The organism is Seonamhaeicola sp. ABD4_175 (genome assembly GCF_056160885.1).
Map to the genome: position 1 here is coordinate 193,645 of NZ_JBSWYC010000004.1, position 25,393 is coordinate 219,037.

Sequence of the window (25,393 nt, forward strand, 5' to 3'; positions counted from 1 at the left end):
CCTTAGGCGGAATGCCCTAATTAATCCATAAATAATTTTGGTAAATACAATGAAATTTCGGGAATTAATGTTACCAAAGTTAACACTATTAAACTGGTTAGTAAAAAGGGAAAACCTGCTTTACTTACTTTGCCAATTGATACTTTACCAATACTTGATGATACAAATAAACACACGCCTAAAGGTGGTGTTGTTAAACCAATCATTAAATTTAAAAGGGCAATTACAGCAAAATGTATTGGGTCTACCTGTACTGCTAGCGCTACTTTTAATAAAATGGGAAATAGTATTAAAAGGGCTGCAATGGTTTCCATAAACGTACCTACAAAAATTAGCAATAAATTAATTAGTAGCAGCACTACGTATTTATTGTTTGAAAAATTTAGTATTTGAGAAGATACTAATTGTGGTAATTGCTCTGTAATTAAAATCCAGCCAAAAAGATTTGCAAAACCAATAAGCACCATAAGTGATGCCGATGTTTTCATGGAATCTAAAACTATGACTTGTACGTTTTTAAAATTGAGTTTTTTGTAAATGAAAGCTCCTATAATTAGTGCATAAACTACGGCTATTATTGACGCTTCGGTGGGTGTAAAAACACCTCCAATTATTCCGAAAAGGATAATAAAGGTCATTAACAACGACCAAAATGTGTCTTTAAAACTTAATAGAATTTGTGTAAAGCTACTTTTAGGGTGTTTTGGATATTTTTTGCGTTTGGCTATAAAATAGGTAACACCCATAAGGCCAAAACCTAACAAAAAGCCTGGTATGGCGCCTGCTAAAAACAACCTGCCTACAGATAAACCACTAAGTGTTGCCGCAATAATCATGGGTACACTTGGCGGAATGATGGGGCCAACAGTTGATGATGCTGCAGTAATGGCACATGAAAAACTGGCATCGTAACCTTCTTTTTTCATTGCCGGAATCATAACAGAGCCTATACTTGCTGTATCTGAAATTGCGGTGCCCGATATACCTGCAAATAGCATTGATGCGCCAATGTTTGCCAGGGCTAAACCACCACGAATATGCCCTGTTAAATGATTGCAAAACGTAATTATTTTGGCTGTTAGACCTCCTTGATTCATAAGGTTTCCTGCCAAAATAAAACCGGGTACACTTAATAAAACAAACACATCTATACCCGAGTACATTTTCATTGGTATAACTATTAACGGTATGCCTGCAACTATTAAATAGGCTAAACAAGATAAACCCAAAGAAAAAGCTATTGGAAACCTAAATAGTAAACATATTATAAAAACGAGTATTAATATCCAGATCATATTTACTGTTTTAGTTTTTTAGCGGTTTTTATAAAATCCCAAATAGCATACATAGAAATAAAAACACCCATAACCAGTATTGAACCAAAGGCTATAGCCATTGAAAAACCAACACTAGGTGCGCGTTCTGTAATACCCACATTTACAAATTGTATGGCGTAATAGGTTATTATTAAAAATAATATGATAGTGAGTAGAGACACTAAAACATCTAACATTTCTTTTTGCTTTGTATTTAGTTTACTGTAAACCACATCAAACTTTACATAATAATTACCTTTCATAGCTAAACCAGCGGCAAAACTCATGGCGTAAATAAAGAAAAAACGCGCTGCTTCTTCTGTCCATGCCGGTGCACTTTCCATAAAAAAACGCGCATACACTTGCGCCATAGTTACGGCAATAAAACAAAAACTACTTACCAAGGTACCGTATTTTAAAAATTTGCCTATGCCTTTTTTTATGGTCATTGTTCTCTTAATTTTAAAATATCGTTATACACTTTTTGCATGTTTGGAGACAGGCTATTAAAAATGGCATATTTGGCTGCTTCACCAAAAGCATCTTTATCAACTTCAATTATGGTCATTCCTTCGGCTTCAAGCTCTTCTACAATTTTATTTTGACTTTCTAAAAACAATTTATGTTCATAAGCAACCATATCATTAACAGCTTCTAAAAAAATAGTTTTTAAATCATCTGGAAAGGCTTGAAACTGTTTTTCACCAATAACAGGATAGGTCCAACTAACTACATGCGCTGTTTTGTTAACATATTTTTGTACTTCATAAAAACCTGCTGCTTGTATAATTGCAAATCCGTTTTCTTGTGCCTCAACGGTACCTTGCTGTAATGATGTAAATACCTCTGAAAACGCCATAGGTGTTGGTTTAGCGCCTAAAGCTTTCCAAGCAGTAACAAATGATGGTACATTGGGCACTCTTACAATTAATCCTTGTAAATCATTAGGGTGTTTTATTGGTTTATTTGATGTTAAATGCCGCGGCCCACCAGGAAACTGCCCCAAAGGCCTCAACCCTATTTTATCAATCATTTCTTGTTCCATGCGCTTTCCTATGTCGCTATTAATTAGCACGCGCATATCTGTTGAATCTCTTAAAAGAAAAGGCAGTTCACAAAAGGTTAAAATTTCAACCCAATTGCTTAACGGCGAGCCTGTTGTTGTCATATCTATAACACCGGCTCTTATTAAACGAATGGCTTCAATTTCTTTGGCTAATTGTTCTGAGTGGTAATTATCTAAAACTATGCGGCCATTGGTACGTTCTTCTAAAATTTCAGAAAAATATTCAAACGCTTTAAACCACGTATGGCTTTCATTTACCAATAAACTGGCTCTTAAATGAAATTCTGGTTCGTTTTTTTTATCGCATTGTAAAAACAAAACACTTATTAAAACCATTAACAAAATAGGTTTTAAATGAATCATGTATTTTGAAAAATGATGCATATTGAATTACAAAATGTATAATTGCGCTTTTTTTGAAGTCTGGTTTCGAATATATTAAAAATTGATTATTTTATACCACATTTTTATGATAAAAAGCAGGATGTACTCTTTGGCATTTTATTATTTTTAGACCTTCAAATTAAACAAGAAAAAACATGAAAATTATTGGTATTGGTAAAAACTACGTTACCAACAAAAACGAAATTGCCGATTTAAAAGACGGGCATCAATTAATATTTTTAAAAGCTGATAGCACTTTGGTTACAGATAATAAAGATGTGGTTTACCCATCAGACATTACAAACCAAATTGTTTATGAGGTTGAACTGGTTGCCAAAATTGGTAAAGTTGGTAAAAACATATCGGAAGCCGATGCACCTTCGTATATTAGCGAAATTGCTGTTGGTATGGATTTTACTGCGAAAGATATTTTAACTGACAACAGAGATAAAAAATGGCCTTGGGCTTTAGGTAAAGGTTTTGATGGTGCTTCGCCAATTTCAGCATTTAAACCTATTGCTAACTTCCCTAAATTAAACGATATTAATTTCGATTTAAAAATTAACGGAAAACAAATTCAGGTTGGTAATACAGATTTTATGATTTATAACATGGCCGAAATTATTGCCTACGTTTCAAAATATATGACTTTAAACCCTGGCGATTTAATTTTTACAGGAACACCTGCTGATGGTATTGGAATGATTGAAAAAGGTGATCATTTACAAGCGTCTATTGAAGGTGAATTATTGTTAGATTTTAAAATGATATAAGGTTTATTGCCTATGAAAAACTCTATTGCAGACCGTGTTGCACATTTTTTAAGTGGTTTTCCGCCTTTTGATTTACTTAGCCTTAACAGCTTAAATAAAATTGCTGTTGAAACAAGCATTATTTATTTAGATAAGGGCGATGTACTTTTTAAAAAAGACGACACCTATCACAACCATTTTTATGTGGTAAGAAACGGTTCAGTAATGTTATATCATACGCATGAAAACGAAAAACTTATTGCCGGTATTAATGATACCGGCGATATTTTTGGCTTACGCGCTTTAGTTACCAAAGAAAACTATAAACTTAGTGCTATTGCTAATGAAGAAGCTATTGTATATGCCATACCTATTGAAATTTTTGAGTCTGTTACTCAAAACTTAGTAAAGGTTCAAAAGTATTTAATTACGGCATTTGCCAGTAACTCTCATGACCCTTATACAGCCGAAGAAAATAGCCGTATTTTTGTAGATTATCTTCCAAACTCATCGCAAGATTTAGCTAATTTTCAAACCGCAAATTACACCGAAAAACCAGAAACTTGCAATGAAAATGCTACCTTACAAGAGGCTGCCATTGCTATGAGTGAACACAGCATTAGCTGTATAATAGTAGTAAATAAAGATAAAATTCCGTTGGGTATTATTACCAACAGCGATATAAAAAATAAAATTGCTACTGGTAAATTTCCTATTACAACTAAGGTTACACATATTATGTCTGCACCTGTAATTACAGATAGCCCAGGCATTACCGTAGCAAGTGCGCAGTTACAAATGATACAGCATAATATTAGCCATATTTGTATAACTAAAGATGGTACACCAAACACCAAATTGGTAGGTATTTTAACCCACCATGATATATTGGTTACTTTAGGTAATAGTCCATCGGTCATTTTAAAAGATATTAAACGTGCCAAACGCACAAGGCATTTGCGTAAAGCCAGACTAAAAGCTAACACACTATTAAAAAGTTATTTAGAACAAAATATACCGCTTTCACACATTATCAAACTCATTTCTAAAATTAATGATGCCGTTACAGAACGTGCTATAATTTTAGCCATTAGAAAAATGGAAACCCCGCCACCAGTTGCATTTTCATGGCTATCAATTGGTAGCCAAGGCAGAAAAGAACAACTTTTATTTACAGACCAAGATAATGCGCTAATTTTTGAAGATGTTGATGAACCTAACTACCAAAAAACCCAAGCATACTTTATTAAACTAGGTAAACTCGTTACAAAAACACTAAATGTTATAGGTTTTGAATATTGTGAAGCAGATATGATGGCTAGCAACCCAGAGTGGTGCAAATCTGTATCGCAATGGCAACAACAATTTAAGGAGTGGATAGAAAAACCTGATGAAAAGGCTATTTTACTAGCATCTATATTTTTTGATTATAGCCATATTTACGGCAACAAAACTTTGGTTGATGCTTTAACCAATAGCATTTATAAAGCGTTAGAAAACTCATCGTTATTCTGCAGGATTTTAGCAAAAGATGCCCTTAAAAATCCGCCGCCACTTGGCTTTTTTAAGCAGTTTTTAGTAGAGCATAATGGAGAACAAAAAGATTTATTTAATATTAAAAGTAGAGCCTTAATGCCTTTAATTGATGCCGCTAGAGTTTTAACTTTAAGCAATAAAATTAAAGACATAAACAATACTGCTGAACGATTTGAAAAACTAGCCGAAATAGACCCCAACAATGCCGAACTTTTCAACTCTTGTGCCTACGCCTCTAAAGCACTTTTAAAATTTAGAACAAAACAAGGCTTATTACACGATAACTCAGGAAAACTTATAGCATTAGAAAGTCTTTCAAAAGAAGAAAAACTAAAACTTAGGCGCTGTTTTAAACCTATTTTAGATGTGCAAGAATTACTAAAAATTAGATTTGATTTAAAGAATATTTTATAAATGGCATTTCATTGGTTTAAAAGAAAAAAGAAACGCCATTACCCTAACTTTTGGCAAGCGTATTTAAGTAGTTTTAAAAACACCTCAATACCAACTATTGAAGCTACACGCTTTATTGCTTTTGATACTGAAACCACTGGTTTTGACCAACATAAAGACCGCATACTATCAATTGGCGCTGTTACTATACAGAACAAAACTATTAAGGTTAATGAAAGCTTAGAGTTGTACTTACAACAAGATATTTTTAATCCGGAAACCGTAAAAATTCACGGATTAATGAAACATGGCAACCTTAAAAAAGTATCAGAAATTGAAGCTATTGAAACCTTTATAAATTACATTGGCAATGCTGTTTTAGTAGCGCATCATGCCCGTTTTGATTTTGGTATGGTAAACGCCATGTTACAAAGGCATAAACTTGGCAAACTAAAAAACACGTTTATTGATACTGGTGTACTGTTTAAAAAATCTAAGCACATAATTTATCAAAACGATTTAAAAAACTATTCTTTAGATGAGTTGGCTACCGAATTAAATGTGCCAATTACAGATAGGCACACCGCAAGTGGCGATGCTTTAATTACTGCTGTGGTATTTTTAAAAACACTCTCTAGATTACAAAAAAAGAAAAGTGATTTACAATGGGATTATTTAATAAAAACCTAACTATTCCCACCATAACTTTTCAGGATATTTCTCGCCTATTACAAAAGGCGCTCCAATTATAGGCGTAGCTATATTAACACCCTTATTTTTAGCAGCCTTTAATGCACGCTCTACAGGATCAACCCAAGTATGTAAGGCTAATTTAAAAGCGCCCCAATGTATTGGCATTAAGTACTTTGCATTTATATCAATACTTGCTTGTATGGTTTCTTCGGGCATCATGTGTATATGCGCCCATTGCTCATTATACTGCCCACATTCCATCATGGCAAAATCAAATGGACCATATTTTTCGCCAATGGTTTTAAAGTGTTTTCCGTAGCCACTATCGCCACTAAAAAAGATATTAGTATTGTCCGATTTTATAACCCATGAGCACCACAACGTTTTATTTCGTGAAAAACCTCTTCCTGAAAAATGACGTGCCGGTGTTGATACAAATTCAACATTATTAAAACTAGATGTTTCCCACCAATCAAACTCTTTTATGTTTTTTGAAGGCACTCCCCATGCTGTTAAATGTGCTTTAATGCCTAAGGGTACATAAAACTGTTTTACTTTATCTTTTAAACGCTTGATAGAACCATAATCTAAATGATCATAATGGTCATGCGATATTAACACCAAATCTATTTCGGGTAAATTTTCAATTGAAATTGGCAATTCTTTATTAAACCGAGCACTACCAAGCAAAGGGTGTGGTGCAGGAACATTACCCAACATGGGGTCTATAAACACATTTAAACCTTCAATTTCTAAAAACAATGCCGAATGCCCAAACCATGTTACACGTGGTTTACTAGGTTTGATATTAAAATATGAAGCGTTCAAATTATTTTGAGGCAATTGCTTTAATGGTACTTTATTATTTCCATTAGTAAAAAATTGAAACAAACTTTGCCATTTAAACCCCGTACTTGCCAGTGTAACTTCATTATTTACAAAAGCGTTTTCTTTATAGTGTTTTGAGTTTTGAATGCGTTCTAAATCGGCGCCTTTGGGTGTGCCTCCAAATTGCGGACTTGTATTTACAAAAACGACCGTTACAATAACTATTAAAAGCACAACAACTAAAATTCCTATCAACATTTTTTTTAATATTTTTAAAAGTATTTTACGCATTTTATTTAAATTTCAATGTGCAAAAATACTTAATTAAAAAACGGTTGTGTACTAAATAATTGCCAAAAAAAGTGTGATAACACATGTTATAAACAAACATTTTTTATTTAAAAAAACCAATAATATTACTAAAAAAACCTCCACCAGATGACATTTCATGGGCTTCTCTAGTTTGTAGCCAAATTTCACCATCTCCTTTAATTTCATATAAATACCCCTCGCCACTTCGCAACAGCTCCTTAAATCCTCTAGAAACTGTTTTCACCATTAAATTATTATCAAAAGCAACTAAATAATCTTCATCAATTAGATATTTCTTTAAAGGGTTTAGTTGTATATTTTGTATTTTTCCATATCCAACAAGAAACAGTTTTCCGTTACCAGTAGCTTTCATTTTTAAGCCATCATTAAGTGTGGTTTTCCAATCTTTTTTAATTATTTTTAATTCTATTTGATTGGTTCTAGCAAAATGTGCGTTAGGTTCTATAATAACAGATTTTTTTTCATTTATATCTATTTCAAAAATTTCACCGTTTTCATCAGGAGAGAACATCATTTCTATTTGTTCTTTTGCTTTATAAATATTGTAAGCAATACTCTTTCCTCCAAAAATTTTCCCTATCCAATTATTAATGGTTTTTGCTTCAAATTTGGTTTTTAACTCGTAATCACCATCAGCAAAAATCATAGCACCTCTTTCAACTATTATTTCTTCAGAATCATAAAGTTCTACTTTTAAAAAAGAATTTGGATATTCTGAGATAGTTGTTTTCATAAGTTAACTATAATGCATTATCAATAATATCTTGCACTACTTCGGGGTTTAAAAGCGTACTAGTATCTCCTAAATTAGAGGTATCTTTATGTGCTATTTTACGTAAAATACGACGCATAATTTTACCCGAGCGTGTTTTTGGTAAACCGCTTGTAAATTGTATTTTATCTAACTTTGCTATTGGGCCAATATGCTCTGTTATTATTTGGTTTATTTCGTTTCTTACGTTATTCTGGTCTCTACTTTCGCCTGTATCTTTTAAAATAACATAACCATAAAGCGCATTACCTTTTACATCATGAGGGAAACCTACAATGGCAGATTCTGCTACCGCCGGATGCTCATTTACGGCATCTTCAATTGGGGCGGTTCCTAAATTATGGCCAGATACAATAATGACATCATCTACCCTACCAGTAATGCGGTAATACCCAACCTCATCACGCAAGGCGCCATCGCCTGTGAAATATTTATTTTCAAATGCAGAAAAATAGGTGTCTTTATAACGCTGGTGATTGCCCCAAATGGTACGTGCCATACTTGGCCACGGAAATTTAATACACAAACGTCCATCTACTTGGTTGCCTTTAATTTCATTACCATTTTCATCCATTAAAGCAGGCTGAATGCCTATAAAAGGTAAAGTAGCATACGTTGGTTTTGTTGGTGTTACAAATGGTATTGGGGTAATCATAATACCACCTGTTTCTGTTTGCCACCAAGTATCAACAATGGGGCTTTTCTTTTTACCAATATTATCATTGTACCAATGCCACGCTTCTTCATTAATAGGTTCGCCCACAGAACCCAGCGTTTTTAGTGAAGATAGGTTGTATTTTTCTACTAATTCAGCACCTTGTTTAGCCAAAGCTCTAATGGCAGTTGGTGCTGTGTAAAACTGATTTATTTTGTGTTTTTCAACAATTTCCCAAAAGCGTCCAAAATCCGGATAACTTGGCACACCTTCAAACATAACGGTTGTAGCACCATTTGTTAAAGGCCCATAAACTATATAACTGTGGCCGGTAATCCAACCAATATCTGCAGTACACCAATACACGTCATTTTCTCTGTATTGAAATACATTTTTAAACGTGTAAGCTGTATATACCATGTAACCTGCGGTTGAATGTACCATGCCTTTTGGTTTTCCGGTAGAACCTGATGTATATAAAATAAACAACGGATCTTCAGCATGCATTATTTCTGGAGCGCAAATAGGCAATGCTTCATCTAGTAACGGTTGCAACCATTTATCTCTGCCGCTTTCCATGTGTATATCACTGTTAATACGCTTAGCAACTAATACGGTTTTAACGCATGGGCATTCTTTTAAAGCTTCATCTACAATACCTTTTAAATTGATGGTTTTTGCACCACGGTAAGAGCCATCGCTGGTTATTACCATTTTACATTCTGAATCGTTAATTCTAGTGGCCAATGCTGTTGAAGAAAACCCCGCAAACACCACAGAATGTATAGCGCCAATACGTGCACAGGCTAATACAGACACTGCCAATTCTGGAATCATTGGTAAATAAATACACACCCTATCGCCTTTGGTTATACCTTCGGCCTTTAAAACATTTGCAAACTTATTAACGCGCTCATAAAGTTCTTTATAGCTTATGTGTAACGCGGCTTCATTGGGGTTATTGGGTTCAAATAAAATGGCTGTTTTATTGCCACGGGTTGCCAAGTGCCTGTCTATACAATTTTCGGTAATGTTTAATTGTGCGCCTTCAAACCATGTAACTTCGGGTTTAGAAAAATCCCAACTTAAAACTTTATCCCATTTTTTTCGCCACATAAAATGTTCTTCAGCTATTTCTTCCCAAAAATTTTCTGGTTCTCTAACAGATTTTCGGTAAACCTGATAATATTCCTCTAAATGTTTTATGTGGTAATTACTCATGGTATTTTATAGTATTTAGTTTTATTGATTTTCAACTTTAAATATATAAAACCTATTTAATATTATACGTTTGAAAAATTAAATTAAAAGTATACTTTAATAATTACATAATTTTTTAATAATTTTAGTAAAACATGACTATTGTTAGTTTTTAATAATTTCATGGATATTACTTTTGTCTAACGATGATAAAAAAGGATTGTTAACCTTAAAACACAAACAACTTGAACCTAAAGAAAAAACAAATTCTTCCAAGTAAAAAGTCTAGATGGCGCACTATTGCTGTAGTTTCTATAGGTATTATAGTTGGTTTGGGCTTTTTTATGGCTAAAGAAGCATCCTTGGTTTCCTATATGTCTAATGATCCGCAGGCCTGTGTTAACTGCCATGTTATGACGCCTATGTACAATAGCTGGATGCATAGTTCTCACCGTGAATATGCCAATTGTAATGATTGCCACGTGCCGCACAATAACGTTGCTAATAAGTATTTTTTTAAAGCAAAAGATGGCCTTTTTCACGCCTCTGTTTTTACAGCACGTATGGAACCTGAAGTTATGTTTATGCGTGAAGCATCACAAGAAGTTGTGCAAAGTAATTGCATTAGGTGCCACGTACAACAAGTAACACAAGTAAAATATGATGGCTGGTTAAGTGGCCATAAAGAAAGTAGAACCGATAGAAAATGTTGGGAATGCCACCAAGAAATACCACACGGCACCGTGCACGGTATTTCTACAATACGCAACAACATTGCACCAATACCAACTGATACCGTTAGCACCGTAATACCTAGTTGGCTAAACAAACAAATTAAAGATTAAACAATTAACGCGCACTTGCAAATTATATACCAATGAAAAACAAAGTATTATTTATAGTAACTGTAGTTGTAGTGTTCCTTTTAGGACTTTTAGCTTCTAGCATTGTTAACCGAAAAAACGAAGCCAAATACAAGTATGTTCCTCAGGTTGAAATAAATGAAAATGAACCCAGAAACGAAGAATGGGGTAAAAATTTCCCTGCTGAATATCAATCGTTTTTACAAACCGAACAAACCGATTTTGCAACATACCAAGGCGGAAACGCAATGCGCGATATGCTTGAAGAAGATACCCGTTTAGCAGTTCTTTGGGCGGGTTATGGGTTTTCAAAAGATTATAACCAAGGGCGCGGACACCAATATGCCGTTGAAGATATTCACAATACATTAAGAACCGGTGGCCCTAAAGGCGCAGGCGATGGCCCTATGCCTGCTACCTGTTGGACCTGTAAATCGCCCGATGTACCACGTTTAATGAACGAGATTGGTATTGCTGAATTTTACAGCGGAAAATGGGCCGATAAAGGCGAAGAAATTGTAAATCCTATTGGTTGTGCAGATTGTCATGACAGTAAAACCATGAAACTTACCATTACACGTCCGGCTTTAGTTGAAGCTTTTGAAAGTATGGGTAAAGACATTAATAAAGCTACACACCAAGAAATGCGCTCTTTAGTATGTGCACAGTGCCACGTAGAATATTATTTTAACAAAAACACACCGGGTAAAGAAGGCGTGCCGTATTTAACCTTCCCTTGGAAAGACGGTATGTCTGTTGAAGCTATGGAAAAATATTATGACGACATGGACTTTAAAGATTGGACGCACAAACTAAGTAAAGCGCCCATGCTTAAAGCACAACACCCTGGTTATGAAACATACTTAACTGGTGTACATGCAGATAGAGGTGTTTCATGTGCAGATTGCCATATGCCTTATAAAAGTGAAGGTGGACAAAAATTTACAGATCACCATATACAATCGCCACTTAACAACATAGCCAACTCTTGTCAAGTATGTCACCGTGAGGAAGCCGAAAAATTAAGAGCCAATGTATATGACCGCCAACAAAAAGCAGCCGAAAGCCGTTTAAAACTTGAAGATGCTTTAGTAAAAATGCATGTTGAAGCAAAAAAATGCTGGGATTTGGGTGCTACCGAAGATCAAATGAAAGATATTTTAATGGACATACGTCACGCACAATGGCGTTGGGATTATGCTGCAGCATCGCACGGTGCGTCGTTCCACTCGCCTGTAGAAATTGGTAGAGTATTAAGCAGTGGTTTAGATAAAGCTACTGAAGGACGCGTAAAATTAGCAAGATTATTAGCAACATTAGGCCATAATAAACCAGTTGAAATGCCCGATCTTTCAACAAAAGAAAAAGCACAAGAATACATTGGTTTAGACATGGAAAAACTAAGAAAAGAAAAACAAGAATTTAAAGAAAATTTGTTACCAAAATGGTTGGAAGCGGCGGAAAAGCGAGAAGCAAATTATGGCAGCAAACAACAGGTTTCGGCAGCAAATTAACAGTGGTTAGTAGTTAATTCTTAAGCGAAAAAGATAATCTTTTAAGTGCTTTTCACGGTAAAGATTATCTTTTTTAAATTTTATTACAGGTATGAGCATGAAAACAATTTATAAATTCTTTTCATCATCGGGTCTTGCCCTTTTGTTACTGTTGGTATTTGCAGTAGCAATGGCTGTGGCAACCTTTGTTGAAAATGATTATGGTACAGCAGTTGCATGGGCCAGCATTTATGATGCGTGGTGGTTTGAAATAGTAATGTTAGGGCTTGCTTTAAGCTTTATTGCAAACATTTTTAAATACAAACTATTAAGAAAACAAAAATGGGCTATTTTATTATTTCATTTAGCTTTTATAATAATAATTTTAGGCGCAGGCATTACTAGGTACACATCATACGGAGGTATTATTCGCATTCGCGAAGGTGCTTCATCAAATGTTATTATTTCAGATACTAAATTGCTTACTGCTACCATTACCAATGGTTCAGAAAGTAAAACAATTCATAAAAAATTAAATTTTTCACCTTTAAAAAATAATCATTTTGAAGTTGAAACAACCTTTGCTGGCAAACCAATTTCAATTTCATACAACAAATACATTGCAGATGCATCACCTGAAGTTGTTGAAGATAGCTTAAACGGTAAACCTTTGCTTGAAATGGTAGTAACATCGGGTGAAGGGCGCAATACTATTTATTTACAAAAAGGCGAAATTGAACGTATTGGGTCTCACCAACATGAGGTTGGCTTTGAATCTAACAGAAACGATATTATCAATATTTTTGAAGATAGTGGTGCTTTCAAAATTAAAACACCACACGCCATAGATTTTTTTATTATGGCTAGCCAACAGGCTGGAAAAATAGCTCAAGACACGCTTCAAAATATTAATTTAAAAACCCTTTTTAGAGCTGGTGATTTTTCATTTGTTCCCACCAATTATTACAAAAATGGCACCTTCAAACTAAAAAGTTCAGCGCTTTCAAAAATAGATAATGACAAAACCCTTGATGATGCTTTAGTTGTTGATGTAAAAGTTGCTAATGAACCAACGCAAGAAACAAATTTACTTTATCGCGAAGGTTTTTTACCCATCAAGCATATTAGCAATTTTAATGACAATTTACAGATAATTTTATCATACGGCGCTGGTGCCATTGAAATGCCTTTTGCTTTAAAATTAAACGATTTTCAGTTGGAACGTTATCCAGGTTCTTCAAGTCCTTCGGCCTATGCCAGTGAAGTCATGATTTTAGATGGCGATACACAAATACCATACAGAATTTTTATGAATAACGTTTTAGATCATAAAGGCTACAGGTTTTTTCAAGCAAGTTATGATACTGATGAGCAAGGTACTGTGCTCTCAGTAAATCATGATAGTATTGGCACTTGGGTTACCTATTTAGGCTATTTTTTAATGAGTTTGGGTATGTGTTTTACATTCTTTGGAAAAACATCACGCTTTCAAATTATAAACAAGAAACTTAAAAAATTGAAAACAAAAGCCATTGCTAGTATTGTTGTTTTATTAGGCCTATTTTTTGCAAATACATCATTCGCCAAAACAAATGATAGTATTCCGAAGGTTTCTATTGAAAAACTGGTACTTTCACAACAAATAGACAAACAACAAGCCGAATTATTTGGGCGTTTATTGGTTCAAGATTTAGATGGCCGTATAAAACCTATAAACACACTAGCTTCAGAATGTATTAGAAAAATTTCTAGAAAATCATACTTTAAATACCCTGTTAATGGCAAAAATGTAAAGCTAGATGTAAATCAGGTATTTTTAGGTATGCACATGGCCTCTGGCGTTTGGCAACGCATACCAATTATTAAGGCCGATACTGAAAAAACAGGCAATTTACTTCATGCAATTTCTCCTGGAGAAAATGGTTTATATGCTTTTATTAGTTTTTTGAATAAAGATGGGCAATATTTACTATCTGAAGCTGTTGAAGATGCTAATAAAAAGAAACCTGCCGAACGAAATGAGTTTGATAAAGAGGTTTTAAAAATTGATGAACGCTTTAATATTCTTTATAACTTATTTACCGGAAATTATTTAAAAATATTTCCTAACAAACAAGATGAAAACAATACATGGTTTAGTTACACCCATAATTTTGAAGATTTCACACAAGAAGACGGACGTTTTGCCAAAACCATTTTGCCCGCCTATTTTAAAGATATAAACCTAAAAAATTATAACGAAGCTTATCAAAAAATAAACTACATTAAAAAATACCAAGATGTAATTGCTGCTAATATTATTCCAACACCTCAACGCGTAGAAGCAGAACTTTGGTATAACAAAGCCAACATAAACTTTTGGTTGTTTCAGGTGTTTTTCACCCTTGGTTTTGTGCTGTTAATAATGGCTATTGTTAAAATGTTTAATAACAAAAAACTGGTTAATATTATCTGGAATGGGCTGGTTTTATTAACTCTAATTACTTTTTTGTTATTTACCTTTAATATTATTTTACGTTGGTATATTGCGCAACATGCCCCATGGAGTAATGGTTATGAAATGCTCATTTTTGTGGCTTGGTGTTTATTATTTAGCGGTTTAATAGCTTTTAGAAAATCTGATTTTGCATTACCGCTCTCTACCCTATTTTGTGGTGCCTTACTTTTTGTAAGTTATTTAGATTGGTTAAACCCCGAAATAACTAACCTTATGCCAGTATTAAAATCATATTGGTTAAAAGTACACGTAGCCACTATTGTTAGTAGTTATGCACCATTAGCACTATCGGCAGTTTTAGGTATAATGGCCTTATTACTTATGCTATTTAAAACAGCCAAAACCAAACAAATTATAGAACTTAAAATAAAAGAACTTACGTATATAAACGAACTATCAATGACCATTGGCTTATTCACATTAGCCATAGGCACATTTTTAGGTGGTGTTTGGGCTAATGAAAGTTGGGGGCGCTATTGGGCCTGGGACCCCAAAGAAACTTGGGCACTAATTAGCATTATAGTTTACGCCATAGTTTTACACCTGCGTTTTGTGCCAAAATTAAACAACTTTTACACCTTAAATGTAGCAAGTATGTTTGCGTTTTGGTCTATTATAATGACATCTTTTGGGGTTAATTACTACCTCTCTGGCTTACATAGTTATGCAGCTGGAGACTCTGTACCTGTGCCTAAATTTGTATATGTTATTTTTATATGCATGGTTATTATTACCATTTTAGTAGCCTTTAAAAAGAAACAACAAACAGCTAAAACGTAATAGTTAATAACTTTATATATTTACTGTCATAAACTGATAAATATTAGGTTTTACATCTTATTTTGAAACTACTTTTGAGGTACATTTAACCTATAAAGTATACTTCAAATGAAAGCTATTTTAACATTTTTAGTAGTTATCACATTAGTACAATTAACTGCTTGTAACCATAAAAAACACCAAACAACCGCTAAACATAATCATGAAAAACACTGGAGTTATGCTGGTGAAACAGCACCTATTCATTGGGCAGAAATTGAAAAAAATTCCGATTGTGATGGCAACCACCAATCGCCCATAAATATAATTCATAAGCAAGCCGATTCTGTACAAGGCGCTTCAGATTTAAAAATTCACTATTCTCCATCAACATACATTGAAAAAGTTGAAAACAATGGGCACTCCATTCAATTTAATTTTGAAGCTGGAGATTCTATTTATTATAAAAACGACACCTATTTTTTAAAACAAATTCATTTTCATGAACCCTCAGAGCATAAAATTAATGGTGTTATTTACCCCATTGAAATTCACTTAGTACACGTAAATAAAAATGGCCAAATAACGGTACTTGGTATTTTAGGTGAAGAAGGCGATGAAAGTCAACTATTTGAATTTTTAGAAAGCTTTTTACCACTAAAAAATGGCGAAACCAAAACCATACACCAGCAATTAAGTTTAGAATATTTATTTGAACACTCACAAGAGTATTACACTTATGGCGGCTCATTAACAACGCCACCGTGTACCGAAAATGTAAATTGGGTAGTATTTAAACACCCTATAATTTTATCTGTTGAAGAGGTTTTAAAACTAAAAAACAACATGCCTGTAAACAACTACCGTAATGAGCAAGCATTAAACAACCGCAGCGTACAGTTTAATTATTAAAACTCATTTTGTTATAGGTATTTAAACATTTGTTTTACAACTAAAACCGCTGTATAGTTTTAGTCTAATACTAAATATTTGATGCTTAACACCTAATATTTAAGTTTGTTTTGAACAAAACTTAAACAAAATGACTATTTACAAACTATGTATCATTTGGCTTGTTTTTGGTTTGGGTAATGTGTTTGCACAAACTGAAAATATTGAAACAATGCCATTACCAAAACATTTACAAGATTGCACTACTTGGGAATTTCAAGAAGATGTTTCAGATGATTTTAATTACACCTTTAAGCCACAAAACAAAAAAACCAACTTTGGCGATAACAAATGGTATAATTTTTACCAAAGCAAATGGGATGGCCCAGGAACCACCTATTGGAAATACAACCATGTAACCGTTGATGGTAACGACTTAATTTTAAAAGCATCGCGCTGGAAAGGAAAAGACGAAGCTGCGCCAAAAGCGTTTAAGTTTAATAAAATGAACAAACCAAATGGCGGTGTTAGTGCAGGTTGCATCACATCAACCGTACAAGTTAAATACCCTGTTTTTATAGAATCTAAAAGTAGTGTTGCCAATATTACGTTGGCCTCTGATGTTTGGCTATTAAGTCCTGATGCTACCCAAGAAATAGATATTATGGAGTGCTACGGTGGTGCTGGCCAAGGCAATGCCCATTTTGCAAAATCTATTCATATAAGTCATCACTCATTTATAAGAAAACCATTTACAGATTACCAACCGCGTGATAACGGTGCATGGTATAAAAGAAAAGGAGTGGCATCTTGGGGAGATTACTGTTGGAATAATGGTGATAGAAAATACGTTAAAACCGCTGTTTACTGGAAAAGTCCTGTGCATTTTGAGTATTTTATTGATGGTGAATTGGTACGCGTTTTATACAACAAAGCTTTAGCAACCAAAGTAAATGGTAAATGGGAATACGGCTACCCAACCATGACCAATGGTAAACTAGATAAGCAATACGGTAAACAAAAAATTACTTCATTTAGTAGCTTAGATTATTACGCGTTTGAAGAATTAGAAAAAGCCAACAACGCATCACAAGTAAGTATTATTGATCCTTTTGAATATCAAGGTGGTAAAGGTTTTACAAAGCCCTTAAACATAATTATTAATATTGAATCTCAAGATTGGCATGTAAAAGCAGGCAGAACACCCAGTGATGAAGATTTAAATAACCCTGAAAAAAACACCATGAAAGTAGATTGGTTTAGGGTTTTTAAACCTGTAAACTAATTGCTTTTATATTAAAAAGTATTAGTTTCAACATAAAACCAAAATAAATGCCTTAACAAGTAATAACATAAATTGTTACTTGTTAAGGCATTTTCAATGTTGTATCTTCAATTTACAAACACTAAAAATTAATCTTTTGGTGCCTCATGTAAAGCCGCAGCAGCAGCACCAATAATACCGGCATAATTACCCAATTCTGCAGGTATAACAGGCGTTTGTATTTTTATTTGTTTATGGTATTTATCAAAATCTGTAGCACTACCACCACCTAAAATAATCATATCTGGGCATGTAATAGTTTCAACAAGTTCTAAAAACTTATTAAAACGTTTACCCCATTTTTTAAAGCTAAGATTATTAAGTTCTTTAGCTCTGTTTGAAGCGTATGTTTCAATTTTCTTGTACCTTTTGTATGGTATTTGCCCAAGCTCAAAATTAGGTAACAATTCGCCATTAAAAAAAGCGCCACTACCCAAACCTGTACCAATGGTAATAATTAAAACCAAACCTTGTTTGTCTTTACCAATACCGTAATTCATTACTGCATACCCAGCAGCATCAGCATCATTAACAACCGTAACAGGCAAACCAGAAACTTTTGTAAAAAGGGCTTTAGCATTAGTACCAACCCAAGTTTTATGCAAATTACCGGGCGCCATACAAACACCATGCTTTATAATAGACGGAAACCCAACACCCACCGGACCATTATAATTAAAATGCGTAACAATATCATTAAAAACCTTTGCCATTTCATCTGGTTTTTTATGTTTTGGTGTGGGTATTCTGTAGCGTTCAGTAAGCATTTCGCCAGTAATGGTGTTTACAATAGCGCCTTTCATACCAGAGCCACCAATATCTATTCCTAGAACATTCATTGTATTTGTAGTTTTAAAATGACCACAAAAATAAGAAAAGTAAATTGGACGTTAATAATAACAACTTTGTTTAAAACTTTTCTTTCTTTATATGTAATACTTATTATCTGTTTATTAATTTTAAAAACTGTATAACATACGTGTTGGGCTTAAATTATTTTATGAATACTGAGTTTTTTGGTTTTTGGAATGATTTATAGCTTGACGTTGTATAACATTTAAAATAAACACTAATAAATGAATGACAATCAAAAATTTTTAGACTTTTCAGAGTCTCTCAAACTTGTTAGAAAAACCAGAATTGAAGATTTTATAGAAGATAAAAACATAGATGATATTTATACAGACCTGCTCCCAAACAACGGAATAATTAATAAGTTAAACCTGCCAAGAACCACTTTATTAGTTGGCAGAAAAGGTACTGGTAAATCAACGATATTTCAAAAGTCACAAAAAGATTTAGTATCGAATAAAAAATGTATTTCTATATATATAGATGTTAAATCTTTATTTGATAATTCTACACCAGAGATTCCAAAGGAAGCTCAAGAGCTTAGTATAGACTTTCACAAGTATTTGCTATACAGTAATCTTGTAAAAGAGATAATTTTGGAAACCAGAAATAGGTTAGACGATTTTGTTAAAGGATCAATTTTAAAAAAAATATTAGGTTTTGATCTTGAACAAATTGATTTTATTAATAAAGAATTAGATTTAATAGAGACTTCAATAAAAGATGTGATTAAAAATGTCGATATTTCATTAGTCAACACTTTCAAAAAAATTAATGAAGACAAACAAGATAAATCTGGAAAAGTAAATTTGAGTATTGCAAAAACACCAAATCTTGATGTTTCATTAAATTCAACATCTGAACAGACTATAAAGTCAGAGTTTGAGCAGACTTTAGTTAAATATCTTGACATAAAAAAAAGCCTAATTAATAGTCTGATAAAAATTAGAAACATTCTTAAAATAGACCATTTATACATTTTTCTTGATGACTATTCTGAAATTGACGAAGATGCACAAAAAATATTTATGGACTGGTTTATAACCCCGTTAGACAATCAATCTGATGACTTTGTAAAGTTTAAAATAGCTGTATACCCACATAGGTTTTATTATGGTAAGCTTGATAATTCAAAAATAGACGAAATATCATTAGATTTTTTTGATGCGTTTTATTCCTTTGAAAATAAAACTAATATTTCTAAAATGGAATCATTAGCTTTAGATTATACTAGTCGATTAATAAAAAAAAGACTTAATCTTTTTTTTCCGAATAATCATTGGGAAAGGTTCTTTGATATTAATGAACCTGAACTTATAGATTTACTTTTTAGTGTTTCATTCAATATTCCAAGAAAAATTGGGTATATCCTATCTTATTGCTATGAATCCTGTTTAATTCATAATCAAAAAATCAGTAAAGTAGCTATTGAGAATGCTGCTCAGCGTTATTATACAGATGTTACTTTAAAATATTTTATCGCAAATCAATTCGTCTCCAGACCTTTTTCTGATAAAATTTCTAATGAGCATCAGTTTGAGCTTTTAAATAGAATAATTCAACGTCAAAAGATCAATTCATCTTCTGCTAATAGAGCTAGGGTAAAAGGAAAACCAACAAATCATTTTACTGTCAATAAATCAATTTCAAATCTTTTGGATAATTTAGAGCTAAACGGTTTTATCACAACATATAATAACGTTATAGATAACACAAGCGAGTTATCTATAATTTATTCACTGGATTATGGATTATCTAAAAGGCATAATTTAAATTTTGCAAGGGCTTATAATGACAAATTACTTAAATATTTTTCTCATTCAAGATTTAACATGAATGTTCTTATTGCTGATTATTTTAATAAAACACAAATAATTAAATGCAGTGAGAATCATGAATTTCCATACGAAATGTTAGAAAATTTAAAATTATTTAAGATGAAATGCCCTAACTGTTTAGAAGAAGGACGTATTTCAATTTGTGAATTGACTGTTTCTAATACTGAAATAAAAGAGCAATTAAAATCAATTGAACAAGCTCAACTAAAAAAATTCTCTTTTTATGAGTTTCAAATTTTAGATTATTTAAAAACGATTAATAAAACAGTTAGCAAGGAGATAATTTCAAATGCTTTAGACAAAAGTACAACCACAGTAAGTTCAACACTTCATAAATTATTAGAAAGAGGGTTTGTTAAACAAGATATAGAAGCTAGTAAAAGACTCAAAAAAGAACTTTATTTAATTACACCAAAAGGAGATAAATTTGTTTCTAAATTGCTAATACTTATAAATGAAATAATAGAGAAAAAGAAAATAGGAAAATAACCAAAATAAACTGTAGCTAACAATAGCTTTAAGTAATCGCTTTTTATCGCCTAATTTTATAAACCATCCTTGATTTCCAGTTTGATTTACTCTTGTAAAATTAATTGTAAACCCAAGCAACTATTAATAACCATGAACGTAGTTAAACATTAAAAACAGAATCTATGAAAAAATATACTTTAAGTTTAATGACTTTATTTTTAATAATTAGTTGTTCTTTAGAATCAAAATTTAGCTTACCAAATGATGAAAAAATTAATCCTGAGTTAATTGGAGAATGGTATAATGGAAAAGACAACAACGAAAAACTTACCATTATAAAACACAACGAAAAGGCTTACAAATTAATACTCAAAGACAATCAAAAAACCGATGAATTTATTTCATTCTCAAAAACAATAAAGGGCTTTGAGGTTATGAACATAAAAACTGAATACGAAAATAAAATCACAAATGTTTTTTATGGTTTCAAAATAGAGGGTAACACTCTTATATTTTCTGAAGTTAATAAGAAATTCAAAGATAAAGAATTCAAATCTCAAATTGAACTTTTAGAATTTTTTAAAAAGAATATTAATAGGGAAAATTTCTTTATAAATCAAACTAAATTAATTCGAAAATAAAAACATGTAATACACGTTTTGTATCATTCAAATAAAACACAAATGGAAATTGATATTCTAGAAAAAACTAACGTAAGCCCACGTGTTCAAAATCAAATATCTGCATTGTTTAAACAGTTAGGTGGAGATAAAAAGCAAGTTACATTGAATGAACTACTAGATGGGGAAAACCAAATATCATTAGCTTATTGTAGTGAAAACAACAACATAATTGGTATAGCCATTATGTGTACTTATAAGGTAATTTCGGGTAAAAAAGGGTGGATTGAAGATGTTGTTGTAAATGAAGCTCACAGAGGCAGAGGCATTGGAAGAAAATTGATGAACAAACTGCTTGAAGTTGGTAAAGAAAAAGCTTTAACTGAAATTCTTCTTTTTACCGAAGACCACAGAAAATCTGCCATACACCTTTATTCTAATTTGGGTTTTAAAGTTAAAAACAGTAAAATTTATACTAGAAAACATTAAAGTTAACTCAAATTATAAATAATAAAACAAAAAGACCTTGCTGTATAACTACAAGGTCTTTTATTTATTTATTTAAGGCTGTATTATTTACTTTAAATACTTTAAAACATTTGTTTCAATACGCTCTTGTATATTAGAAACATCTGCCTTTACAAAGGTTTCACCAGTAATGTTTTCATAAAGTTCAATGTAACGCTCAGATACTGAGGTAATGTATTCATCACTCATATGTGGCACGGTTTGCCCTTCTAAACCTTGAAAATTATTGCTAATTAACCATTGGCGCACAAACTCTTTACTTAATTGTTTTTGAGCTTCGCCTTTATTTTGACGTTTTTGGTAACCATTGGCGTAAAAATAACGTGATGAGTCTGGTGTATGTATTTCATCAATAAGTACAATTTTACCGTCTTTGGTTTTACCAAATTCGTATTTGGTATCCACTAAAATGAGTCCGCGTTCTGCAGCTATTTCGGTCCCACGTTTAAATAGTTTACGGGTATAATCTTCTAAAACTACATAATCTTCTTCTGACACTATACCTTTTGCTAAAATGTCTTCTCTAGAAATATCTTCGTCATGGTCTCCCATTTCAGCTTTTGTTGCTGGTGTTATTATGGGTTCTGGGAAGGCATCGTTTTCTTTCATGCCTTGGGGCATTGGTACGCCACAAAGCATGCGTTCACCTGCTTTATACTGGCGTGCTGCATGCCCGCTCATGTAACCACGTATTACCATTTCTACTTTAAAAGGCTCGCATAAATGCCCAACGGCCACGTTAGGATCTGGTGTGGCAACTAACCAATTTGGAACTATATCTTGGGTAGCTTCCATCATTTTTGTGGCTATTTGGTTTAGTATTTGCCCTTTGTATGGTATGCCTTTTGGCATAACTACGTCAAAGGCCGAAAGCCTATCGGTAGCTATCATTACCAATTGGTTGTTATTTATGTTATAAACTTCTCTTACTTTGCCTTTGTATACGCTTTTTTGCCCCGGAAAGTTAAAGTTGGTATTGGTTATTGTGTTACTCATGGGTATTGGTTTTTGCCTTTAGTTTTGGCTATTGGCGCTCAATATTATTGTGTTATTGTTTAAAAAAATACTTTTGCTAAAATACACTTTCTTTTGGTTTGGGCTTAGCCCCGATTGAAACGGCATCCTTTTTTGAGGTACGAGAAAAAGATATAGTGGAAAGCGGGAAATAGCTTCTAAAAAAAAATATACAATGCTGTGTATACATGTTTTGTTTTTTTATGGGCGTTTACTGTATGTAACCTGCTTTAAACTTTACTTACAATTATTTACTAGCAATAGGTGTTTACCCTCTGTTTTCTATGCTTTTGTAGGCGTCTATTATCTTTTTTACTAGTTTGTGACGGATAACGTCTTTTTCATCTAAAAATATCATGCCTACGCCTTCTACGTTTTTTAGAATTAACATGGCTTCTTTTAACCCTGAAATGGTACGCCTTGGCAAATCTATTTGCCCCGGATCTCCGGTTAAAAGGAATTTGGCGTGTTTACCCATACGGGTTAAAAACATTTTCATTTGGGCGTGTGTGGTGTTTTGGCCTTCGTCTAGTATTACAAATGCGTTATCTAAAGTACGACCACGCATGAAGGCTAACGGCGCTATTTGTATGGTACCGTTTTCTATGTAATGTGCTAGTTTTTCGGGTGCTATCATATCTCGCAAGGCATCGTACAATGGTTGCATGTATGGGTCTAGTTTTTCTTTTAAATCGCCTGGTAAAAACCCTAGATTTTCGCCTGCTTCAACAGCGGGTCTAGTTAAAATAATACGTTTAACTTCTTTGTTTTTTAGGGCTTGTACTGCCAATGCTACACCGGTGTAGGTTTTACCGGTTCCTGCAGGCCCAATGGCAAATACCATATCGTTTTTACGTACACTTTCAACTAGTTTGCGCTGGTTGGCGGTTTGTGCTTTTATTAGTTTGCCACCAACACCGTGTACTATTACCTCGCCACTTTGTTTTGAGGTACTGTAATCTTCGCTACTTACACTGGTTAAAACGCGCTCTATGGCGTTTTCATCTAGTTTGTTGTATTTGGCGTAGTGTTTTAGTAGCATGGTTATACGGCGATCAAACTCTTCTAGTAGTTCTTCATCACCAAAGGCTTTTATTTTATTGCCTCTTGCTACTATTTTTAATTTTGGAAAGTACTTTTTTAAAAGTTCAATATTGGCATTTTGCGCACCAAAAAATTCTTTTGGTGTTATTTCTTCAAGTTCAATAATTATTTCGTTCAAAAGCTTATATTATTTTATTTCTAGTTTTAAATTATATGTTATGTTTTAGCTTTTATAGTTTGCTTAAATACATTTTTTAATTACTACAATTTACAAAAATTAGTTTTACTAAAGCAAGCTATTTTTTTGTGCATAAATTTTTTCAATTGGGTTTTTATAGAATTTCTAGAATGAAAAAATTCATGTACTTTTGATACACTCAAAAATACATAAAATTGAGTGACCGAAGGTTAAAAACATATCAACAATTTTGGCAATGCCCCTTATTACTTTAACAACAGATTTTGGCGAGAAAGATCACTTTGCTGGCGCAACTAAAGGCGCTATTTACAGTGAATTACCTGATGTTACTATTGTTGATATCTCACACAACGTATCGCCTTTTAACATACCCGAAGCCGCTTATATTATTCAAAACGCCTACAGCAGTTTTCCAAAAGGCAGTATACACATTATAGGTATAGACTCTGAGCTTAACCAAGAAAACCAACATATTGCCTTAAAACTAGACGACCATTATTTTATTTGTGCCAATAATGGAATTATGAGCATGATTTGTGCCGAAATTGTGCCTGAAAAAATTGTAGAAATTAATATACACGATAAAATACAAACAAGTTTTCCGGTGCTTGATGTGTTTGTTAAAGTAGCCTGCCATATTGCACGCGGCGGCACTTTAGAGGTTATTGGCAAAACTATACACCAAATTAAACCCATTAAAAACATTGTGCCTTATGTTAATGATGATAAAACTCAAATTATTGGTAGCGTTATTTATATTGATAACTACGGCAATGTAATTACCAATATTAAACGCACTTTTTTTGAAACCATACAAAAAGGACGCGCTTTTGAAATTATGGCAAGAAGCTATAAGTTTAAAACCATTTACAATAAATACAGTGATATTGTAAATTTTGAAACACCCGAAGAGAAACGTCATGATGAAGGTAAAGGCTTGGTAGTTTTTAATTCTGGTGATTTTTTAGAAATTGCCGTATATAAAAGCAATACAGCCACCGTTGGTAGTGCAAGCTCTTTAATGGGCTTAAGCGTTATGGATACTGTAACTATTAAATTTTTAAGCGAATAA

Annotated in this window: 21 protein-coding genes; 12 read left to right on the forward strand and 9 right to left on the reverse strand. The window is 33.0% G+C overall.

Going from position 1 to position 25,393, the window contains the following annotated elements:
• Positions 1 to 20: 20 nt before the first annotated feature.
• Genes ACXAG4_RS13525 through ACXAG4_RS13535 form a run of 3 tightly spaced genes read right to left on the reverse strand, consistent with a single transcriptional unit; the run spans position 21 to position 2,745 of the window.
• Positions 21 to 1,295, reverse strand: a complete 1,275-nt coding sequence (locus ACXAG4_RS13525) for a TRAP transporter large permease (RefSeq protein ID WP_475296615.1) — start codon at positions 1,293 to 1,295, stop codon at positions 21 to 23.
• 2 nt (positions 1,296 to 1,297) lie between these two features.
• Positions 1,298 to 1,765: a TRAP transporter small permease gene (locus ACXAG4_RS13530; protein ID WP_475296616.1), complete on the reverse strand. Its 468-nt coding sequence runs from the start codon at positions 1,763 to 1,765 to the stop codon at positions 1,298 to 1,300.
• Complete coding sequence (locus tag ACXAG4_RS13535; RefSeq protein WP_475296617.1) at positions 1,762 to 2,745, reverse strand: TRAP transporter substrate-binding protein; 984 nt, start codon at positions 2,743 to 2,745, stop codon at positions 1,762 to 1,764. The genes ACXAG4_RS13530 and ACXAG4_RS13535 overlap by 4 nt, the downstream gene beginning before the upstream one ends.
• Before the next feature lie 176 nt (positions 2,746 to 2,921).
• On the opposite strand from ACXAG4_RS13535, the gene ACXAG4_RS13540 reads away from it, so the two are divergent.
• The 3 genes from ACXAG4_RS13540 to ACXAG4_RS13550 are packed head-to-tail and all read left to right on the forward strand — an operon-like array spanning position 2,922 to position 6,137.
• Positions 2,922 to 3,539, forward strand: a complete 618-nt coding sequence (locus ACXAG4_RS13540; RefSeq protein WP_475296618.1) for a fumarylacetoacetate hydrolase family protein — start codon at positions 2,922 to 2,924, stop codon at positions 3,537 to 3,539.
• Positions 3,540 to 3,551: 12 nt separating this feature from the next.
• Positions 3,552 to 5,468: a DUF294 nucleotidyltransferase-like domain-containing protein gene (locus ACXAG4_RS13545; RefSeq protein ID WP_475296619.1), complete on the forward strand. Its 1,917-nt coding sequence runs from the start codon at positions 3,552 to 3,554 to the stop codon at positions 5,466 to 5,468.
• The gene (locus tag ACXAG4_RS13550; protein WP_475296620.1) at positions 5,469 to 6,137 is read left to right on the forward strand and encodes a 3'-5' exonuclease; all 669 of its coding nucleotides are present in this window, start codon (positions 5,469 to 5,471) and stop codon (positions 6,135 to 6,137) included.
• Here the strand turns inward: ACXAG4_RS13550 and ACXAG4_RS13555 are convergent, their stop codons facing one another.
• The 3 genes from ACXAG4_RS13555 to acs form a co-directional block, all read right to left on the reverse strand.
• Positions 6,138 to 7,226: an MBL fold metallo-hydrolase gene (locus ACXAG4_RS13555; protein ID WP_475296621.1), complete on the reverse strand. Its 1,089-nt coding sequence runs from the start codon at positions 7,224 to 7,226 to the stop codon at positions 6,138 to 6,140.
• A 136-nt stretch (positions 7,227 to 7,362) separates the two neighbouring features.
• On the reverse strand, positions 7,363 to 8,034 hold the full coding sequence (locus ACXAG4_RS13560; RefSeq protein ID WP_475296622.1) for a TIGR00266 family protein: 672 nt from the start codon (positions 8,032 to 8,034) through the stop codon (positions 7,363 to 7,365).
• A 7-nt stretch (positions 8,035 to 8,041) separates the two neighbouring features.
• Positions 8,042 to 9,949 carry an acetate--CoA ligase gene (gene acs / locus ACXAG4_RS13565; protein WP_475296623.1) on the reverse strand — a complete coding sequence of 636 codons (1,908 nt, stop codon included), beginning with the start codon at positions 9,947 to 9,949 and terminating at the stop codon, positions 8,042 to 8,044.
• Between the two features lie 224 nt (positions 9,950 to 10,173).
• Here acs and nrfH point away from each other — a divergent pair, with 224 nt between their 5' ends.
• The 5 genes from nrfH (at position 10,174) to ACXAG4_RS13590 (ending at position 17,716) form a co-directional block, all read left to right on the forward strand.
• The gene (gene nrfH, locus ACXAG4_RS13570; RefSeq protein ID WP_475296624.1) at positions 10,174 to 10,773 is read left to right on the forward strand and encodes a cytochrome c nitrite reductase small subunit; all 600 of its coding nucleotides are present in this window, start codon (positions 10,174 to 10,176) and stop codon (positions 10,771 to 10,773) included.
• A 32-nt stretch (positions 10,774 to 10,805) separates the two neighbouring features.
• The gene (gene nrfA, locus ACXAG4_RS13575; protein WP_475296625.1) at positions 10,806 to 12,305 is read left to right on the forward strand and encodes an ammonia-forming cytochrome c nitrite reductase; all 1,500 of its coding nucleotides are present in this window, start codon (positions 10,806 to 10,808) and stop codon (positions 12,303 to 12,305) included.
• Positions 12,306 to 12,396: 91 nt separating this feature from the next.
• Positions 12,397 to 15,561, forward strand: a complete 3,165-nt coding sequence (locus tag ACXAG4_RS13580; RefSeq protein WP_475296626.1) for a cytochrome c biogenesis protein — start codon at positions 12,397 to 12,399, stop codon at positions 15,559 to 15,561.
• 108 nt (positions 15,562 to 15,669) lie between these two features.
• On the forward strand, positions 15,670 to 16,452 hold the full coding sequence (locus tag ACXAG4_RS13585) for a carbonic anhydrase (RefSeq protein ID WP_475296627.1): 783 nt from the start codon (positions 15,670 to 15,672) through the stop codon (positions 16,450 to 16,452).
• A gap of 130 nt (positions 16,453 to 16,582) precedes the next feature.
• Complete coding sequence (locus ACXAG4_RS13590) at positions 16,583 to 17,716, forward strand: LamG domain-containing protein (RefSeq protein WP_475296628.1); 1,134 nt, start codon at positions 16,583 to 16,585, stop codon at positions 17,714 to 17,716.
• A gap of 128 nt (positions 17,717 to 17,844) precedes the next feature.
• On the opposite strand, the gene ppgK is transcribed toward ACXAG4_RS13590, so the two are convergent.
• A complete protein-coding gene (gene ppgK, locus ACXAG4_RS13595) occupies positions 17,845 to 18,594 on the reverse strand; it encodes a polyphosphate--glucose phosphotransferase (protein ID WP_475296629.1) in 750 nt (249 codons plus the stop codon).
• Positions 18,595 to 18,831: 237 nt separating this feature from the next.
• On the opposite strand from ppgK, the gene ACXAG4_RS13600 reads away from it, so the two are divergent.
• The 3 genes from ACXAG4_RS13600 (at position 18,832) to ACXAG4_RS13610 (ending at position 22,025) form a co-directional block, all read left to right on the forward strand.
• The gene (locus ACXAG4_RS13600) at positions 18,832 to 20,934 is read left to right on the forward strand and encodes a hypothetical protein (protein ID WP_475296630.1); all 2,103 of its coding nucleotides are present in this window, start codon (positions 18,832 to 18,834) and stop codon (positions 20,932 to 20,934) included.
• 164 nt (positions 20,935 to 21,098) lie between these two features.
• A complete protein-coding gene (locus ACXAG4_RS13605) occupies positions 21,099 to 21,557 on the forward strand; it encodes a hypothetical protein (protein WP_475296631.1) in 459 nt (152 codons plus the stop codon).
• Positions 21,558 to 21,599: 42 nt separating this feature from the next.
• On the forward strand, positions 21,600 to 22,025 hold the full coding sequence (locus ACXAG4_RS13610; RefSeq protein ID WP_475296632.1) for a GNAT family N-acetyltransferase: 426 nt from the start codon (positions 21,600 to 21,602) through the stop codon (positions 22,023 to 22,025).
• An 87-nt stretch (positions 22,026 to 22,112) separates the two neighbouring features.
• Here ACXAG4_RS13610 and ACXAG4_RS13615 read toward each other — a convergent pair whose 3' ends face one another.
• Both ACXAG4_RS13615 and ACXAG4_RS13620 read right to left on the reverse strand, forming a co-directional pair.
• Entirely contained in the window at positions 22,113 to 23,060 is a 948-nt protein-coding gene (locus ACXAG4_RS13615) for a phosphoribosylaminoimidazolesuccinocarboxamide synthase (protein ID WP_475296633.1), read from the reverse strand.
• Between the two features lie 286 nt (positions 23,061 to 23,346).
• Positions 23,347 to 24,300, reverse strand: a complete 954-nt coding sequence (locus ACXAG4_RS13620; RefSeq protein ID WP_475296634.1) for a PhoH family protein — start codon at positions 24,298 to 24,300, stop codon at positions 23,347 to 23,349.
• 256 nt (positions 24,301 to 24,556) lie between these two features.
• Here ACXAG4_RS13620 and ACXAG4_RS13625 point away from each other — a divergent pair, with 256 nt between their 5' ends.
• Complete coding sequence (locus ACXAG4_RS13625) at positions 24,557 to 25,393, forward strand: SAM hydrolase/SAM-dependent halogenase family protein (RefSeq protein WP_475296635.1); 837 nt, start codon at positions 24,557 to 24,559, stop codon at positions 25,391 to 25,393.

Excerpts from the sequence above, each read along its gene's own strand:
- ACXAG4_RS13525 (WP_475296615.1), bottom strand. The coding sequence starts at position 1,295 with ATGATCTGGATATTAATACTCGTTTTTATAATATGTTTACTATTTAGG.
- ACXAG4_RS13530 (WP_475296616.1), bottom strand. The coding sequence starts at position 1,765 with ATGACCATAAAAAAAGGCATAGGCAAATTTTTAAAATACGGTACCTTG.
- ACXAG4_RS13535 (WP_475296617.1), bottom strand. The coding sequence starts at position 2,745 with ATGATTCATTTAAAACCTATTTTGTTAATGGTTTTAATAAGTGTTTTG.
- ACXAG4_RS13540 (WP_475296618.1), top strand. The coding sequence starts at position 2,922 with ATGAAAATTATTGGTATTGGTAAAAACTACGTTACCAACAAAAACGAA.
- ACXAG4_RS13545 (WP_475296619.1), top strand. The coding sequence starts at position 3,552 with ATGAAAAACTCTATTGCAGACCGTGTTGCACATTTTTTAAGTGGTTTT.
- ACXAG4_RS13550 (WP_475296620.1), top strand. The coding sequence starts at position 5,469 with ATGGCATTTCATTGGTTTAAAAGAAAAAAGAAACGCCATTACCCTAAC.
- ACXAG4_RS13555 (WP_475296621.1), bottom strand. The coding sequence starts at position 7,226 with ATGTTGATAGGAATTTTAGTTGTTGTGCTTTTAATAGTTATTGTAACG.
- ACXAG4_RS13560 (WP_475296622.1), bottom strand. The coding sequence starts at position 8,034 with ATGAAAACAACTATCTCAGAATATCCAAATTCTTTTTTAAAAGTAGAA.
- acs (WP_475296623.1), bottom strand. The coding sequence starts at position 9,949 with ATGAGTAATTACCACATAAAACATTTAGAGGAATATTATCAGGTTTAC.
- nrfA (WP_475296625.1), top strand. The coding sequence starts at position 10,806 with ATGAAAAACAAAGTATTATTTATAGTAACTGTAGTTGTAGTGTTCCTT.
- ACXAG4_RS13580 (WP_475296626.1), top strand. The coding sequence starts at position 12,397 with ATGAGCATGAAAACAATTTATAAATTCTTTTCATCATCGGGTCTTGCC.
- ACXAG4_RS13585 (WP_475296627.1), top strand. The coding sequence starts at position 15,670 with ATGAAAGCTATTTTAACATTTTTAGTAGTTATCACATTAGTACAATTA.
- ACXAG4_RS13590 (WP_475296628.1), top strand. The coding sequence starts at position 16,583 with ATGACTATTTACAAACTATGTATCATTTGGCTTGTTTTTGGTTTGGGT.
- ppgK (WP_475296629.1), bottom strand. The coding sequence starts at position 18,594 with ATGAATGTTCTAGGAATAGATATTGGTGGCTCTGGTATGAAAGGCGCT.
- ACXAG4_RS13600 (WP_475296630.1), top strand. The coding sequence starts at position 18,832 with ATGAATGACAATCAAAAATTTTTAGACTTTTCAGAGTCTCTCAAACTT.
- ACXAG4_RS13605 (WP_475296631.1), top strand. The coding sequence starts at position 21,099 with ATGAAAAAATATACTTTAAGTTTAATGACTTTATTTTTAATAATTAGT.
- ACXAG4_RS13610 (WP_475296632.1), top strand. The coding sequence starts at position 21,600 with ATGGAAATTGATATTCTAGAAAAAACTAACGTAAGCCCACGTGTTCAA.
- ACXAG4_RS13615 (WP_475296633.1), bottom strand. The coding sequence starts at position 23,060 with ATGAGTAACACAATAACCAATACCAACTTTAACTTTCCGGGGCAAAAA.
- ACXAG4_RS13625 (WP_475296635.1), top strand. The coding sequence starts at position 24,557 with ATGCCCCTTATTACTTTAACAACAGATTTTGGCGAGAAAGATCACTTT.